Annotated in this window: 15 protein-coding genes and 1 tRNA gene; 10 read left to right on the top strand and 6 right to left on the bottom strand. The window is 70.5% G+C overall.

Annotated elements, in window-relative coordinates:
- Positions 1-235: 235 nt before the first annotated feature.
- The 3 genes from NVV95_RS04835 to NVV95_RS04825 form a co-directional block, all read right to left on the bottom strand.
- On the bottom strand, positions 236-2,455 hold the full coding sequence (locus NVV95_RS04835; protein WP_259485409.1) for a hypothetical protein: 2,220 nt from the start codon (positions 2,453-2,455) through the stop codon (positions 236-238).
- An 86-nt stretch (positions 2,456-2,541) separates the two neighbouring features.
- On the bottom strand, positions 2,542-3,732 hold the full coding sequence (locus NVV95_RS04830) for a pyridoxal phosphate-dependent aminotransferase (protein ID WP_259485408.1): 1,191 nt from the start codon (positions 3,730-3,732) through the stop codon (positions 2,542-2,544).
- A 98-nt stretch (positions 3,733-3,830) separates the two neighbouring features.
- Positions 3,831-4,865 (bottom strand): AI-2E family transporter, encoded by a 1,035-nt coding sequence (locus NVV95_RS04825; protein WP_259485407.1) that lies wholly within the window; start codon positions 4,863-4,865, stop codon positions 3,831-3,833.
- Positions 4,866-5,018: 153 nt separating this feature from the next.
- Here NVV95_RS04825 and NVV95_RS04820 point away from each other — a divergent pair.
- The 9 genes from NVV95_RS04820 to NVV95_RS04780 all read left to right on the top strand — a co-directional run bounded on the left by NVV95_RS04820 (position 5,019) and on the right by NVV95_RS04780 (position 12,722).
- Positions 5,019-5,091: transfer RNA gene (locus tag NVV95_RS04820), tRNA-Trp, on the top strand.
- A gap of 57 nt (positions 5,092-5,148) precedes the next feature.
- Positions 5,149-5,421 (top strand): preprotein translocase subunit SecE, encoded by a 273-nt coding sequence (secE, locus tag NVV95_RS04815; protein WP_259485406.1) that lies wholly within the window; start codon positions 5,149-5,151, stop codon positions 5,419-5,421.
- Between the two features lie 58 nt (positions 5,422-5,479).
- Complete coding sequence (gene nusG, locus NVV95_RS04810; protein WP_375163782.1) at positions 5,480-6,421, top strand: transcription termination/antitermination protein NusG; 942 nt, start codon at positions 5,480-5,482, stop codon at positions 6,419-6,421.
- A gap of 125 nt (positions 6,422-6,546) precedes the next feature.
- Positions 6,547-6,978, top strand: a complete 432-nt coding sequence (gene rplK / locus NVV95_RS04805; RefSeq protein ID WP_171705948.1) for a 50S ribosomal protein L11 — start codon at positions 6,547-6,549, stop codon at positions 6,976-6,978.
- A gap of 14 nt (positions 6,979-6,992) precedes the next feature.
- Positions 6,993-7,682: a 50S ribosomal protein L1 gene (gene rplA, locus NVV95_RS04800; protein WP_259485404.1), complete on the top strand. Its 690-nt coding sequence runs from the start codon at positions 6,993-6,995 to the stop codon at positions 7,680-7,682.
- A gap of 158 nt (positions 7,683-7,840) precedes the next feature.
- On the top strand, positions 7,841-9,142 hold the full coding sequence (locus NVV95_RS04795; protein WP_259485403.1) for a cell wall-binding repeat-containing protein: 1,302 nt from the start codon (positions 7,841-7,843) through the stop codon (positions 9,140-9,142).
- A gap of 147 nt (positions 9,143-9,289) precedes the next feature.
- Positions 9,290-10,636, top strand: coding sequence for a cell wall-binding repeat-containing protein (locus NVV95_RS04790; protein WP_259485402.1), 1,347 nt, complete (start codon positions 9,290-9,292; stop codon positions 10,634-10,636).
- Positions 10,637-10,743: 107 nt separating this feature from the next.
- A complete protein-coding gene (locus NVV95_RS04785; protein ID WP_259485401.1) occupies positions 10,744-11,280 on the top strand; it encodes a GNAT family N-acetyltransferase in 537 nt (178 codons plus the stop codon).
- A 464-nt stretch (positions 11,281-11,744) separates the two neighbouring features.
- A complete protein-coding gene (locus NVV95_RS04780; RefSeq protein ID WP_259485400.1) occupies positions 11,745-12,722 on the top strand; it encodes a cell wall-binding repeat-containing protein in 978 nt (325 codons plus the stop codon).
- Between the two features lie 104 nt (positions 12,723-12,826).
- On the opposite strand, the gene NVV95_RS04775 is transcribed toward NVV95_RS04780, so the two are convergent.
- A complete protein-coding gene (locus NVV95_RS04775) occupies positions 12,827-13,852 on the bottom strand; it encodes an NADP-dependent oxidoreductase (RefSeq protein WP_375163781.1) in 1,026 nt (341 codons plus the stop codon).
- Between the two features lie 247 nt (positions 13,853-14,099).
- On the opposite strand from NVV95_RS04775, the gene NVV95_RS04770 reads away from it, so the two are divergent.
- Positions 14,100-14,807: a DUF998 domain-containing protein gene (locus NVV95_RS04770; RefSeq protein WP_259485399.1), complete on the top strand. Its 708-nt coding sequence runs from the start codon at positions 14,100-14,102 to the stop codon at positions 14,805-14,807.
- Positions 14,808-14,894: 87 nt separating this feature from the next.
- Here the strand turns inward: NVV95_RS04770 and NVV95_RS04765 are convergent, their stop codons facing one another.
- Complete coding sequence (locus tag NVV95_RS04765) at positions 14,895-15,665, bottom strand: alpha/beta hydrolase (RefSeq protein ID WP_259485398.1); 771 nt, start codon at positions 15,663-15,665, stop codon at positions 14,895-14,897.
- Positions 15,662-16,309, bottom strand: a complete 648-nt coding sequence (locus NVV95_RS04760; protein ID WP_371741862.1) for a YqaJ viral recombinase family protein — start codon at positions 16,307-16,309, stop codon at positions 15,662-15,664. Before NVV95_RS04760 ends, NVV95_RS04765 begins: the two co-directional genes overlap by 4 nt.
- Between the last annotated feature and the right edge of the window lie 109 nt (positions 16,310-16,418).

Genomic DNA, 16,418 nt, shown 5'->3' with positions numbered 1-16,418 from the left:
CTTTCTGCGTCCGCTAACCCGCGCCCGCCGCCGCGGCGGCACTGTGGCCATCCGCCTCCAGCGACCCGCGCCCTGCTGCTGTGGCGGCCCCGTCGCTCTCCGCCTCCGCTGACCCGCGCCCTGCCGCGGCGGGCCCCGGGCTCTCGGCCTCCACAGACCCGCTCCACACCGCCACACCGCCGCGGCGGCCCAGTGGTCCACTTGCTCTGGCCCGTCGACGCGACCGGGCGGCGGGTCAGTCGGCGGGAGATCGAGCCGAAGTGCGTGCCGACCGGGACGGGAGGGGCGCGGCATCCTCGGACGCCGCTGTCGGCTGCGTGAGATGGCGGGGCGCGGGGACGTACCGGAAGTAGAGCCAGACCGCCGCCGTGATCGCCGAGGACGCCGCCAGGCAGGCGAGCCACCAGCCGAGGTCGGTCGTGACCGACGACCAGGCGTCGGCCAGCGGCAGCAGCACGACCGCGAAGGCCGCGAGCGAAACGGCGTAGAGGCCGGCCCACGCGCCGCGCGAGACGGCGAACAGGCGATGGCCGTCGAGGAAGCGCAGCGGGAGGAGCGCCACGACGGGCCCGCTCAGGGTGCAGACGGTGATCGCGGTCAGGGTGTCGAGCAGGAGTGCGTCCCCGGCGCCGGCACCGGGGGAGCTCCGCAGAGCGCTCGCGGCCGTCCACGTGCCGAGGCCGAGCAGCAGCGAGGCGAGGGTGCCCACCACGACGGCGCGGGCTCCGGATGCGCGTTCGAGCGCGATCGCGAACACCAGCCCGATCGACGCCCCGAACACGAACCCCGGCTCCAGGCCCGCCGCCCTCGACAGCAGCACGGTGCCGGCGGTCAGCAGCAGCGTCGACGGGCGCACCAGCAGGCGTGCCCGCCGCCGCAGGCGAGCCCACGCGTACCCGCTCGTCGCCGCCAACGGAACGGCGTTGGCCACTGACAGTGCGATCGCGAACGATCCCAGCAATGCGAGCAGCTCGGGCCAGGCCCCACCCTCGGATCCGGGCGCGACGAACACCGACGCCACCGCGCCGACCGCGATCGTGCCGCCGGCCCAGACCCAGGCCGAGACCGAGGCGCGCGAACCCGCGTGGCTCCGGCGGCGCTCCCGCAGCGCGGAGAACCAGGTGATGGGCCAGGCCCGCTCGATCCGCGGCCAGTTGTCGTGCACCGTCGACTCGAGGATGCCGCCCGGCACCATCACGAGCAGCAGCATCCCCGCGACCAGCAGCCCCAGCTGAACGACCCCGACCACCCCGATCGACGCGACTTCCCCGACCGTGCGAAGACTCCCGCTGAACGCCGAGACGCCACCCCCGCCGAGCGCCGGTGCCCCGGCGAGAAAATCATCGCCCGCCTCGGTGCTGCCATCCGTCTCCGCCGCGTCTCCGGCGTCCGAGTTGTTCCCGGTGCCTGGGGTGCCGCTCGCCTCAGACCGTTCGTGTGGCACTGGCGTGGCCAGTGTGCCTGACTGTGGGTCCGATTTCGTAGACTCGGCCCCGGATTCGATCGCCGCCACGTCGATCGGGCTGACGGACTCGTCGGTGTCGCCGCCAGGCGGAGAGGACTCCGACGCATCGAGCACCACCTCCGGCGTCTGAGATGGAGTGCCACTGCCCCCGACATCAGGAACACCGCCGCCCGCGCCAGCGCCGCCGCCCGAACCGCCGGGCACACCTCCCCCATCAGGCGGCTCAGCCCCGCCGTCACCAGGCCCGCCCGCCCCAGGCTCACCTCCCCCCGGATCACCCGACCCGTCCCCCGACCCCACCCCGGGCCCCACGACCCCCGGCGCCTCGTAGTCGTACGCCGCGCCGTCGCCCTCGACGACCACCCCCGGAGCCCACGGGTACGCCTGCGACACCCCCACCGAGTACGGCCCCGCCCCCGGGGGTGGCGCGGGCACGGTGCACGACCAGCTGCCGTCCGCCGCGACGGCGGCCGAGCATCCGTCGCCCGCCCCGTCGACGTCGGAGATCACCACCGAAACGATCGCCCCGGGCGCCCCGGTGCCCGAGACGGGCTGACTAGCCTCGTCGGCCGTGACACTAGACACGACCGTGCCCGGAGGATCGGTGCGGAGCGCCGGCGGCCCGAGCACCGAGAAGTCGAGCAGCACCGTCTCGCCCGCGCTCGAGACCGCGACGGGCCCGACCAGATCGGGCGCCGAGCCGAGAGAGCAGGTCCAGCTCCCGTCGGCCAGCGCGGTGGTCGTGCAGAGCGCGTCCCCACCCGAGGATGCGGCGACGGAGACGGAGGCGTCGTGCGTCGCGGTGCCGCCCAGTGTGACAGGCCCCGCGACAAGTGCACCCGACGAAGAGGCCACGAGCACACTCCCGGGCGGAGGCGCCGTGGTCACGATGAGATCGAGCGGAGCACCCAGAGCAGAGGCGGCCGGCGCAACCAGAACGAGCGCAAGCACGCCAAGCACGGCCGCCCTGAGGATCGCTCGATACTTCATGAGCGAAACTCTACATCCGACCCCCGACACTGAGCCAGAGGCGGATGACGCCGGTCAGACGATCAACCGATCAGCCGATCAGCTGATCAGCCGAACAGCCTCTGCAGCCGAGTCACGCCCTCCACCAGCGCCTCGTCCCCGAGCGCGTACGACAGCCGCAGGAACCCGCTCGGCCCGAACGCCTCACCGGGAACGGTCGCGACCTCGACCTGCGACAGGATCAGGTCGGCCAGCTCCAGCGAGCTCGTCGGCGTCACGCCGCCCCACTCGCGCCCGAGCAGCCCCGACACGTCGGGGTACACGTAGAACGCGCCCTGCGGCATCGGCGTGATCACGCCCGGGATCTCGTTGAGCGCATCGACGATCGTGCGACGCCTGCGCTCGTAGGTGGTGCGCATCGTCTTGACGGCGTCCTGCGGGCCGGTGAGGGCGGCGATCGCCGCGCGCTGCGAGATGTTCGCCACGTTCGACGACAGGTGCGACTGCAGGTTGCCGGCGGCCTTGACGGCGTCGGCGGGGCCGACCATCCACCCGACCCGCCATCCGGTCATCGCGTAGGTCTTCGCCACACCGTTGACCAGAAGCGTGCGGTCGGCGAGCGCGGGCACCTCGGCCACGATCGACGACGCGGTGACACCGTCGTAGACCAGGTTCTGGTAGATCTCGTCGCTGATCACCCAGAGACCGTTGGCCTCGGCCCACTCGCCGATCTCCTTCGTCTGCGCGGGGGAGTAGACGGCGCCGGTGGGGTTCGAGGGCGAGACGAAAAGCAGCACCTTCGTGCGCGGGGTGCGCGCGGCCTCGAGCTGCTCGACGGTGACGAGGTAGTTCTGCGAGCTGCCCGCGAACACCTCGACGGGCACGCCGCCGGCGAGGGCGATCGCTTCGGGGTAGGTGGTCCAGAACGGGGTCGGCACGAGCACCTCGTCGCCCGGGTCGAGCAGGGTGGCGAACGCCTCGTAGACGGCCTGCTTGCCACCGTTGGTGACGATGACCTGCGACGGCGAGACCTCGAGGCCGCTGTCGCGGAGGGTCTTCTCGGCGATCGCCTCGCGCAGCTCGGGCAGGCCGGCCGCGGGGGTGTAGCGGTGGTTCTTCGGATCGCGCACCGCCGCCGCGGCCGCCTCGACGATGTGCTCGGGCGTCGGGAAGTCGGGCTCGCCGGCGGCGTAGCTGATCACGGGCCGGCCGGCGGCCTGGAGGCTCTTCGCCTTGGCGTCGACCTTGAGGGTCGCCGATTCGGCGATGGATGCGATGCGGTTCGAGATGCGTGTCACGGCATCAGCCTATCCGCCGACACATCCTCAGTACACGGCCGGCGAGCGGATGCTCGTGCCGCGCGTCCCCGGCGCGACGACCCCGCCCCCGCCTCCCGCTACTTCAACGCCTGGCGCGGCACGACGACCTGCTTCACCACGATCAGCACCGACGCGACGACCGGCACGGCGATCAGCGCCCCGAGGATCCCGAGCAGCGTTCCCCCCACCAGAGCGCCGATCACCACGAGGATGCCCGGAACATCCACCGCCTTGTTCATCACCCGCGGGCTCAGCACGTAGGCCTCGACCTGCATGTAGACCAGGAAGTAGATGCCGATGACCAGCGCGGTGGCCGGCGAGACGGTGAGTGCCACGAAGGTGACGAGCACCGCGCTGATCACGGTGCCGACCAGCGGGATCAGCGCTAGCAGGAACGCCACGACCGCCAGCGCACCGGCGTAGGGCACACCCGCCAGCACCATCGCGACGAAACCGAACAGGCCGTTGGTGCCGGCCAGCAGCACCTGACCGCTGACGTACCTGCCGATCGACACGACGATCTGATCGGTGATGTCGACCACCGAGGCCCGGGTCGACATCGGGACGAGCACATAGAAGCTGTTCTTCACGGCGTCGAGCGAGCCCAGGAAGAACAGGGTGAGCACCACCACGAGGATGCCCCCCGAGATGCCGTTGGCGACGGCGGTGCCGACCTTCAGCACCCCGCCGCCGAGCGACAGCAGGTTCACCGGGTCGGAGAGGTAGGAGGCGAGGTCCTTCTCGAGCTGCTGGCTGCCGGCGGTGTCGCCGAACACCCTGATGAACCAGGGCTCCTTCGTCACCGCGGCGATCGCACCGGGCAGGTTCTGCACCAGTTCGACGACCTGGTCGACGACCGCCGGGATGACGAGGAGGAACACGGTGGCCGCGAACGCAATCACCAGCACGAAGACGATCAGGATGGACAGACCCCGCGGGATGCCCCGACGGGTCAGCCAGCGCACCAGCGGATCGAGGCCGAGCGCGAGGAACAGCGCGCCGACGATGCAGATCACCACCGTCGAGAGCTGAGTGAACGCGAAGCCGACCGCGATCGCCATCAGCCCGCCCAGGGTCGCCACGAAGCCGATTCTGAATGCGTTGCCGTGCATGCGTGCCCCGTCCGCTCGCCTTTGCATGGCCGCTCGATCTGACCTACACTTACTGTCGGTAGTCGAAATCTGCCAAGCTTTTCTATGCCTTTTTTCGAGGTCACCCAGGTGGCCTCGGGGCCAGCGTAGCGAAGCCGACGCACTTCGACACTTAGGGCGGTGGCTCAATTGGTAGAGCAGCGGTCTCCAAAACCGCAGGTTGCAGGTTCGAGTCCTGTCCGCCCTGCACCGGCTCGACGAGGGTTGTTGCTGTCGTCGAGAAAAATGAAACAAAGGTGAAACGGTGGCACGAAAAGTAATCGACGAGCCCTCCGAGGACGTCGTCGAGAACGCCAAGAAGGAGCGGGCTGCTCGACGCAACCCCTTCGCCCGCATCATCCTGTTCATCAAGCAGGTTCTCACCGAACTGAAGAAGGTCGTCACGCCGACCCGGCGCGAGCTGCTGAACTACACGCTCGTCGTGCTGGTCTTCGTGGTCATCATGATGGCGATCGTGGTCGGCCTCGACCAGCTGTTCGGCTGGCTGGCGATCATCGTCTTCGGAGACCCGGCCTAAGAACTCCGGATGCCCGTGCCGGCTGTGCGCTCGTCGCCGTCGGCCTCATCGACAAGAAGTGGAACCGTCACCCGTGACAGACTCAAAGCCCGAAGAAGCCGGAGTCCCGGCCGACCTCGATGCCCTCCTCGAGGCGATCGACGCGCCGGCCGACCCTGAAGCCGATGCGGTGGTCGACGACGCACTGAACATCGACTCCTTCGACGAGGCCGCCGCGGTGCTCGACGTGCTGGAGGACTCCGAGGCCGACGAGGCCGGGGATCCCATCGAGGGCGAGGACGTGGAGGGTGAGGTGGCTCTGGCCGCTGTCGCTTCTGCGCCTGCGTCGTCCGACTCGGCTTCCGCTTCCGACGATGAGGCTTCGGACGACGAGACCGAGGTCGACCCGTACGAGGCCTTCCGTGCCGAGCTGCGCTCGCTGCCGGGCAAGTGGTACGTCATCCACTCCTACGCGGGCTTCGAGAAGCGCGTGAAGTCGAACATCGAGAGCCGCAAGACCTCGATGGGCATGGAGGACTTCGTCTTCCAGGTCGAGGTCCCGATGGAGGACGTCGTCGAGATCAAGAACGGCCAGCGCAAGCTGGTCACCCGCGTGCGCATCCCCGGCTACGTGCTGGTGCGCATGTTCCTGAACGAGGACAGCTGGTCCGTCGTGCGTCACACGCCGGGCGTCACCGGCTTCGTCGGCAACTCGCACAACCCGACGCCACTGCGCTTCGAGGAGGCCTTCAACATGCTGAAGAGCCTCGTCGAGGTCAAGGACGTGCCGGCCGCGAAGAGCGCCGGTGGCAAGGGCGGCAAGGCCGTCAGCCGTTCCATCCCGGCCGAGGTCGACTTCGAGATCGGCGAGACCATCACCATCAAGGAGGGCTCGTTCGCCGGCCTTCCCGGTTCGATCAGCGAGATCAAGCCCGAGAGCGGCAAGCTCACCGTGCTCGTCTCCCTGTTCGAGCGCGAGACCCCGGTCGAGCTCTCGTTCGACCAGGTCACGAAGCTGTAGAGCCTCTCAGGCTGATCGGCTAAGATTTCGAGGTTGCCCTCACGGGCATCCGGAACCACCACTGCGGGCAGAAGGCCCGTGGTGGGAGCGCCGCCTGCCAGGCGGCTCGACAGAGAAGAGAAGAAATGGCACCGAAGAAGAAGGTCACAGGTCTGATCAAGCTTCAGATCAACGCCGGCGCCGCCAACCCCGCACCGCCCATCGGGCCGGCGCTGGGTCAGCACGGCGTGAACATCATGGAGTTCTGCAAGGCGTACAACGCGGCGACCGAGTCGCAGCGCGGCAACGTCATCCCCGTCGAGATCACGGTCTACGAAGACCGCTCGTTCACCTTCATCCTGAAGACCCCGCCGGCGGCGGAGCTCATCAAGAAGGCGGCCGGAGTCGCCAAGGGCTCCTCCACCCCGCACACCGTCAAGGTCGCGAAGCTCACCCGTGAGCAGGTGCGTCAGATCGCCGAGCAGAAGCAGGCCGACCTGAACGCGAACGACGTCGAAGCGGCAGAGAAGATCATCGCCGGCACCGCCCGTTCCATGGGCATCACGGTCGAGGCATAAGGAGGAGGCGGGAAATGGCACAGAAGTCAAAGGCCTACCGGGCCGCGGCCGAGAAGATCGAGGCCGGCAAGTACTACACCCCCAGCGAGGCCGTGAACCTGGCCCGCGAGACGGGTTCGTCGAAGTTCGACAGCACCGTCGAGGTCGCGCTGAAGCTCGGCGTCGACCCCCGCAAGGCGGACCAGATGGTGCGCGGCACCGTCATCCTGCCCCACGGCACCGGCAAGACCGCCCGCGTCATCGTGTTCGCGACGGGTCCGGCCGCTGAGGCCGCGATCGCCGCGGGCGCCGACGAGGTCGGTGGCGACGAGCTGATCGAGAAGGTGGCCGGCGGCTACACCTCGTTCGACTCCGCCGTCTCGACCCCCGAGCTCATGGGCAAGGTCGGTCGTCTCGGTAAGGTGCTCGGCCCGCGTGGCCTCATGCCCAACCCGAAGACCGGCACCGTGACGCCCGACGTCGCGAAGGCCGTCAACGAGATCAAGGGTGGAAAGATCGAGTTCCGCGTCGACAAGCACGCCAACGTGCACTTCGTCGTCGGCAAGGCCGCGTTCACCCCCGAGCAGCTCGACGAGAACATCGCCGCGGCGCTCGAAGAGGTCGTTCGTCTGAAGCCGAGCTCCTCGAAGGGCCGCTACATCCAGAAGGGCGCCGTCTCGACGACCTTCGGCCCGGGCATCCCGCTCGACGTCAACGCGATCTAGGTCGCTGCATTCCTGGAAGGGCCCGCCTCACGGCGGGCCCTTTCTGCGTTTGCCGCGGAGCTTCTGCGTCTGCCGGTGAGTAGAGATTGCTCATAACACCCGAGGTCCTTCTCGCGTCAAGATCGCCTGACCCATTCCTGCGATCCCGGAAGACCCCCATGACGACTCATCCTGCCCTGGCGCGCCCCGCCATTCTCACCGCCCTGTCCACTGCGGCCGTTCTCGGCCTGCTCGCATCCGGAGCCGCTGGCAGCGCGTCTGCCGGTGAACTGGTGAAGCCGCCCGTGGTCGGCTGCCCCGCTTCGGTGGGCGTGGTCGACTACGAAGTCGACACCCCGCGCATCGCGGAATCCAGCGTCACCGTGACGGTGTCGGTCGGGGCGCTGCCGGCCGGGCTCCTCCTGAGTCACGGGCCCGAAGGATCCTTCATCACCGGCAAGCCCGCTTCGGTCGGAACGACCACGTTCACTCTTCACGGAGTCGCAGCCAGTCCCGACGGCGCTCCGATGTCCACCGACAAGACGTGCACGATCGAGGTGCGGACAGCGCCGAAGGTCGTGCGCATCGCCGGGGCCGATCGCTTCGCCCAGACGGTGGCCGTCGCCGAGGCGTTCTTCGAGAGCGCCGACACGGTCTTCGTCGCCAGCGGCGAGAAGTTCCCCGATGCGCTGAGCGCGACGGCCGTCGCCGCCGCCGACAAGGCCCCGCTGCTGCTCACGACGGCGTCCTCGATGCCGGCCGAGGTGCTCGCCGAGATCGTGAAGGTGGCCCCGAAGAACGTCGTCGTGGTCGGTGGCCCCCTGGCCATCAGCGACGCGGTGGTCGCTCAGATCGACGCCGCCTCGACCGCCACGATCACCCGCGTGGGCGGAGCCGACCGCTTCGAGGTGTCGCGCAACCTCATCACGCATCCGGTCTTCGGCATCAAGTCGTCCGACCGCGTCCACATCGCCACAGGAACGAACTTCCCCGATGCGCTCACCGCGTCGCCGCCCGCAGCCGTCGCCGGTGCGCCGGTCCTTCTGGTGAACGGGGCGTCGACGTCCCTGTCCGCTGCGGAGACGGCGGTGGTCACCGGCCTCGGCGCGAAGGAGGCCGTTATCTCGGGCGGCCCGCTGTCCGTCAGCGCCGCGCTCGAGACGAGCCTCGCCAAGACCCTGGCCGTGACGCGCTTCGCCGGAGGCGACCGCTACGACACCGGCATCCGCACGAACTCGCTGTCGTTCCCCACGGCCCGCGCGATGTTCCTGGCCAGCGGCTCTGCCTTCCCCGACGCGCTCAGCGGCGGTGTCGTGGCCGGTCTCACCCACAACCCGCTCTACGTGACCCAGAGCTGCGTCAGCTCGCAGCTCTACCGGGAGATCGGCCGCCTCGCGCCGGAGAAGGTCTTCATCCTGGGCGGCCTCAACGCCCTCGGGGCCGACCTCGACACCCTGAAGCCCTGCAGCCTCGACGGCTGACGACCGCCGCAGCACACCTACCAGAGGGGCCCGCCTCACGGCGGGCCCTTTGTGCGTAGGTAGGAACTACTCATACGGATCCGGGGCCGGCCGGGCGCATCATCGAGGGAACGCGAAGGTCGCGTGCTCCCTACGAAGGTGCTTCCCATGTCTGTCCCGACCCGTCTCACCCGTCCCATCCGAACGGCCCGAACCGCCCGAGCGATCCAACCGCGCCGGTTCACCGACGCGAGGAAGGCGGTACTGGCGACTGTCGTCGCCGGGCTGCTCGCGGCGGCCGGAGGTGTGGCCGCCGCTGCTCCGGCCTCGGCCACGGTGACACTGGCCGCGGCCGGCTGCCCCCAGACGGTGGCCGCCCAGGGATTCCCGATCGAGCCGCTTGAGGCGACAGCGGGCGGTATCGTCACTCGAACCGCAGGGGCCTTTCCTCCCGGTGTGCAGCTCAACGCGCTCGGTACCGTGCTCTTCGGAGAACCGAGCGCCGTAGGGCGCTACCGCTTCCGCCTGCAGCTCACCGTCACTGACCCCACTGGCGCGATCGTCACATCCGAGGTGAACTGCGCCATCACGGTGCAGCAGGCACCGAAGGTGAACCGCATAGGGGGCGCCGATCGCTACGCGCAGGCCATCGCCCTGTCCGCGGCGGCCTTTCCCACCGCCGACCTCGCGTATGTGGTCACGGGCGAGCGGTTCGCCGACGCCCTTTCGGCCGGCAGTGTCGGCGCTCAGCACCATGCGCCCCTGCTGCTCACGCCCAGCGGAGCGCTGCCGAACGGACTGATCGACGAGTTGAAGCGGCTGAAGGTGAAGGACGTGGTGATCGTCGGAGGGGTCAACGCCGTGTCCGCTGCCGTCGAGCGTGCACTCCGGTCCGGCTCGGGAGCCGAGGTCACCCGCATCGGAGGAGCCGACCGCTACGAGGTCTCCCGGGCGCTGATTTCCGACGCGCGGTTCGGCATGCCCAAGACGTCCTCGATCTTCCTGGCGACGGGTACCGATTTCCCCGACGCGCTCACCGCTACGCCTGCCGCGTTCACAGACGGCTCTCCGGTCATGCTCGTCAACGGTCGGGCCGCCACGCTCTCATCGGCGGAGATCGGTACCCTCGACAACTTCGGAGTGAGGGAGGCGACGATCGTGGGCGGGCCGTTGACCGTGTCCGACGCGCTTCTGAAAGACATCACGACCCGGTTCGCGGCCGAGCGTCTGGCCGGTGCCGACCGCTACGCGACCGGAGCGATCGTGAATCACGATGTCTTCAAGTCGGCCTCGCGCGTCTTCATCGCCAGCGGCGCTACCTTCCCCGACGCGCTGTCCGGGGGTGTGCCGGCTGGTGTCAGCAGCAACCCGCTCTACGTCACCACGCCGGAGTGTCTCAGCCCTGAGGTCTACTTCGAGATCGGCCGCCTCGCGCCGGTCGACGTGACGATCCTCGGCGGTCTCAAGGCGGTGGGCCCCGCCCTCGACACCCTGACTCCCTGCGCTCTGGACTGAGGCGGGGTGGGAAGGCCGGGGGAGTTCAGGCTTCCTCGGTCTTCGGGGTTTTGAGGTGTCGTCGTGTTGGGGGAGGCGGGAGGCAGGCACCCGGGTAGGTTGGGGGCATGGCGGTCAGGGTTCGGCGAGCGCGTCCGGAGGATGTGGGGATCGTCGCTGCCGTCGCCGCCGAGACGTTCGAGCTGGCGTGTCCGCCGACGACGTCGTCCGAGGCCATCGCGGCGTTCGTAGCCGAGAACCTGTCCGAGGCGCGGTTCGCCGGGTACCTTGCGAGCGGGGCCCACACGATACTGCTCGGCGACGTCGACAATCAGATCGCCGGGTACACCATGCTCGTCGCCGGTGAGCCGTCCGATGCGGGGGTCGCCGCGGTCGTCACGCGACGCCCCACCGTCGAGATCAGCAAGTGCTACGTGCGGGCGCAGTTCCACGGGCAAGGGGTGTCCCGCGCGCTGATGGAGGCATCGATCGCCGAGGCTCGCAAGTCGGGCGCGGCCGGGGTATGGCTGGGAGTCAACCAGCAGAACTCCCGCGCCATCCGCTTCTACGAGAAGAGCGGGTTCGCGAAGGTCGGCGAGAAGCGGTTCCTCGTGGGCGACGAGCTGCACGACGACTTCGTGCTCGAGCTCCCACTCGACGCCTGATCGTCGGTCCCGCGTGCTTGCACGCGATGCCTGAGCGTCGGTCACACGCCAGCCGGCGACGCCGAGAGTCGGCCACATGCTGGGGCTCGCTCTCGACATCTCAGCGCCGGTGGCGTGCTCGTGATCGTCGCGCTTGAATCCTGAGCGTCGGTCGGGTGTCGGTGAGCAGTAACTGCTCATGCCGGGGTGTGGCTCGGGTGCGTCAGGGTGGGGGCACTCAGACCTGAATCGAGCCAGCCATGTTCCGTCGAAACCCCGTAGCACTGCTGCTGTCGCTCGCCGTGCTCGGAAGTGTCGTGATGCCGACGGCGGCACAGGCTCAACCCCCGAGCAGGGCGACCGCCGCTGCAAGTGCGGTGGAGCCTGCGGGTGCCGTGGAGCCTGCGGGTGCCGTGGAGTCTGCAGGTGCGGCGGAGCCTGCGGGTGCAGTGGAGCCCGCGGGTACCACGGAGCCTGCGGGTGCCGTGGAGCCTGCGGGTGCAGCGGAGCCTGCGGGTGCGGCGGAGCCTGCTGAGGCGCTGACCGCAGGGCTGCCGCGGCCCGCGAGGCTCAGCGGCGCCGACCGGTACGAGGGCGCCGTCGCCGTGTCGCAGGCCATGGCCGCCCGGCACGTCGACACCGTCTACGTCGCGAGTGGCGAGAACTTCCCCGATGCCCTCAGCGCCGCCTCGGTGGCGGGCATCAACGGGGCGCCGCTGCTGCTGACGCCGAGAGCCGGCCTCCCCGAGGTGGTGCGGCGGGAGATCGTGCGGCTCACTCCGACGACCGTCGTGATCGTGGGTGGGGAGGTGGCGGTGTCGGAGGCGGTGGCCCTCGAGTTGTCCCGCGCGGCGACCGGGGCCACGGTCGTGAGGATCGACGGGGCCGATCGATATGAGGTGTCGCGGAAGCTGGTGTCCGACGCGACGGTCGGGGCACCCGGATCGCCGTGGCTGATCGCGGCGACCGGGCGGCAGTACCCGGATGCTCTCAGCTCGGCACCGGTGGCGGCACAGCTCGAGTCGCCAGTGGTGCTCGTCGACGGGGCGCAGGCGGCACCCACCGCGGCCGAGGAGTCGCTCATCGCCGAACTGCGCGTCACGACGATGCTGCTGGCCGGGGGAACGGCCTCGATCTCGGCGCCGCTCGAAGCGGCGTTAAAGAGCCGCGTGCTCACCCAGCGGTTCGCGGGGGCCGACCGGTTCGCCACCTCGGTGGCGCTGAACTCGACCTTCACCGAGGCGAAGGTCGCCTACCTCGCCAGCGGGCAGTCGTTCCCCGACGCCCTGAGTGGCGGTCCGCTGGCGGCGCACTTCGACGCCCCGCTCTACCTCGTGCGCCAGGACTGCGTGCCGAGGGTGGTGCTCGACGACCTCACCCGTCTGGCTCCCGGGAGGATCGTGATGCTCGGCGGCCCGCTCGTCCTGAGCGCGAATGTCGAAGCGCTGGTGCCGTGCCCATGACCCCCACGCCAGAACGGCACCGGCACCCAGGCCCGAATGCCGCCGACGCGGCTTCAGAACGGCAGAGAAGTCGGCACCCAGGTCGGAGGGCCGCCGGCCTCGCGTCAGAACGGGAGCGACGCCACCTGCAGCACGAGCTTGCCCCGCGTGTGCCCCGACTCCAGCGCGCGGTGCGCGCCGGCGGCGTCGTCGAGCGGGAAGACGCGATCCACGTGCACGTGCACGTCGCCCGAGTCGATCAGTCGCGCGATCACGGCGAGCGTCGCCGCGTCGGGGGCCACCTTGAAGGTCGTGGCGCGCATCCCCGCCTCGGCGGCCTCGGTCTCGAAGGTGGGCCAGCTGCCGGTGGGCACGTTCACGATCAGTCCGCCGGGCCGCAGGGTCGAGAGCGAGCGGGTCCCCGTGGAGTCGTGCACGTTGCCGACCAGGTCGATCACCACGTCCTGGTTCGACACGTGATCCTCGAACGGCCCGGCGGCGTAGTCGAGCACCGTGGTCGCGCCGAGCTCGCGCAGGAAGCCCTGGTTCGCCGTCGACGCGGTGGCGGTCACCTGGGCGCCGAAGTACGAGGCGAACTGCACCGCGAAGTGGCCGACTCCGCCCGAGCCGGCGTGGATGAGCATCCGCTGCCCCTCGTGCGCCTTCGCGAGCTCGACCACGAGCCCCCAGGCGGTGAGGGCGGCGAGCGGAACCGCCGCCGCCTCGATCAGCGACAGCGACTTCGGTTTGCGGGCGACCTGCAGCGTCGGGGCCGCGACGTACTCGGCGTACGAGCCGGCGCCCCGCGGCACCGACATCATGCCGAAGACCTCGTCGCCGACGTTAAGCGGATGCCCGGCGAACGGCGTCTCGACGACCACGCCCGCGAAGTCGTAACCCAGGATGCACGGCAGCGACGGGATCGCGAAGGCCACGCCCTTCCCGGCCCGCGTCTTCGCGTCGAGCGGGTTGATGCCGGCCGCGGCGACCTTGACGAGCACCTCGGAATTCACCCGCACGGGAGAGTCGACGGTGCCGACCTGCAGCTGCGCCGCATCTCCGAACGACTCCAGCAGCACGGCGCGCATCGTCTTCGGATGGGTGAGGGTGGGACTCGAGACACCCGGCGATCCACTCCACTGCTCGATCATCCACTGCCCTTCCGTCGTGTTCCTGGTGCAGGGGGAGAGTCCGGGCCACCCGCCTCACTGCGTCGCCGTGTCGGCTGCTCCCACGCTAGGGTCCGAATGATTCGCCGGTGTTTCCGGAACGTCACCGAGGTGCAAACTCGGAGGCCCCGGGTTAACATTCGGTGAAGCCAGCCAGCGCAGACGACCCAGCGCAGACGACCCAGCGTGAAGCCGGCCAGCGCAGACGACCCAGAGAAGAGACCGCCCGATGACCCGAGTGCGAGCGGCGGCGCTGATCCTCGCCGCGGCGCTGGCGGCGATCGGTCTGGTCCTGATCTGGGTGGCGAGGCTCCACGCCGACCGCTACCTCTACGTCAGCGAGCTCGGCGCGATCGGCGAGCCGACGGCCGAGGTGTTCCGCTGGGCGATGACGTCGGTCGCGGTCGGTGCCGCCATCACGGCCCTGGCCATGCCGCCGGGTTCGCTGACGCCGCGCGGCCGGGCGCTCCGGGCGGTCCCGCCGGCCGTCGTGCTGCTCGCGGCGGCGGCCGCCTTCGCCGTGGCCTCCCAGGTCACCTGCACGCGCTACTGCCCGCTCCCGGTGGGCCCCGGCTTCACCTGGCAGGACCTGGTGCACACCACGGCCGCGGTCGTCGGCTTCGTCGGCGCCTCCTGGGTGATGCTGCAGGTGGCGTCGGATGCTCGGCTGAAGCGCCTCGCCCGCTTCTCGCTCGTGGCGGCCCTCGCGGTCGCGCTGATCGCCGCCACCGGGGGTATCCTGTCGCTGCTGCGCTTCGGCACCGAACTCGGGGGCCTGCTCGAACTCACGGCGACCACCGTGGCGCTGGCCTGGCTCGTCGGGCTGTCGTTGCTGCTCGCCACGGAGACCGCGCGGCGTCCCGTCAGACGGCCCGAGCCGGCAGCGCGTGAACGTCGCGCCCACCAGCGAGCCGACCTCCCCCCGGCGCGCTACTGACGCCGGCGCGCCACTGCTCGGCCCGCCACTGCCCACCCCGACGCTGACCACCCCGATGCCGACCGGCCCGGCCCGCACCGCGACGAGCTACCACCCCAACCACGCCCCCACCCCGGCCCGCGTCGCCCGCACGTACGCCCCGTACCCGTCATCCCGCGCCGGCAGGGGGATGCTCGCCGCCCCGTCGAGCTCGTCCATCCACAGTTCGGCCACCGACACCGGGTGCACCGGATCGCGCGGCGCCCAGACGATGGCCGTCGGCACCGTGATCGACGCGAGGCTCTCCGAGTCGTCGAACGCCACCGACCGCGGGATCTCGATCAGCCGCCGCGCCCGGGCCGCCGCCCCGGGCGACCGGAACTGCTCCAGCAGCCCCTCGGCCCCGAGCGGCGACTCCTCGAGCGCCTGCCGGTAGAGCGCCGTGCGCAGGAACTCCCGCTCACCCTCCACCGCCCCGAGCCGCGTCAGCAGCTCCCCGATCACCGGGAACGGCACCAGGTTCGGCGGCAGCGGCACGTCGGTGAACGCCGGCCGCACGAACACCAGTCGGTCGATGGAAAGGGCACCCGGTGCCGAGGCGGCGGCGGCCAGCGCGAGCCGCAGCGCGATCCCCGCCCCCATCGAGATGCCGATGACGGTGAGCGGCGAGGACCCGACCGAGGCGCGCACCCGCTCGGCGACGTCGTCGGCCAGCGCCGCGAGGCTGAACGACGCCGCCTCCCCGGAGATCCGGTCGTCCTCCCCGTGGGCCCTGACGTCGAGCGCCAGCACCTCTTCGCCCACCGGGACGATCGGCGAGAACAGCGTCAGCGGCTGCGCCCTCGACCCGCCGAGCCCGTGCAGGAGCAGCGTGGTCACACGCGGCCCCGCTCGCCGCGCATCCACGCCAGCAGCTCGTCGGCCCGCCGCACCAGCAGCTCGATCTGGGACTCGTCGCGGTCGACCCACTGGCACCGCGGGTCGGAGGCCAGCGGCACGAAGTCGACGTGCTGCTCCCACACCACGAGCGTGCGCTCGGCGCCGAGCACGTACTGCTGCCACCACACCTGCCTGAGGTATGAGCGAGGGATGCGCGTCCAGGGCTTCGACGTCGTCTTGATCTCGGCCAGCTCGAGCGACCCCTCGGGCGTGACCCGGATGCCGTCGGGTGTCGCGAGGTGCCGGCGCTCCCGGGCGGCGTGGAAGAGGGCGACGCTCGGCTCGATCAGGTGCTCCTGCAGCACCCAGGCGGCGATCTCGGGCTCGCGGGCCCGGCCGTGGTCGGTGAAGGCGTTGCCGCCGAAGCCCGAGCCGTTGAACTTCTCCCAGGCGACCGCGCGCACGGCCGCGTCGCTGGCGAGCCGTGCGGCATCCGTCGCCGTGACACCGCGGCTGCGGGCGCGCAGCCAGGCCACCCGGTCGGTCGACGCCGCCACGAGCCGCGCGAGGTGCGGCGGCGGGGCCGGCGCGGGCACGGCGACCTCGTGCTCCTCCCACGGGAAGGAGAGCAGGGTGTCGGTCACCCCTCCATTGTCACCCGCGCCACCGTCATCGAGGCCCAGGCGAGCGGATGCCCGCCCGAACGGCCCCGCGAGGCGACCGGATGCCCACCCGAACGGCCCCGCGACGTGC

Source organism: Herbiconiux gentiana (genome assembly GCF_024978135.1).
Classification (GTDB): domain Bacteria; phylum Actinomycetota; class Actinomycetes; order Actinomycetales; family Microbacteriaceae; genus Herbiconiux; species Herbiconiux gentiana.
The sequence above is the reverse complement of the archived record's forward strand: the minus strand, read 5'-3'. Positions and strand labels throughout refer to the sequence as shown.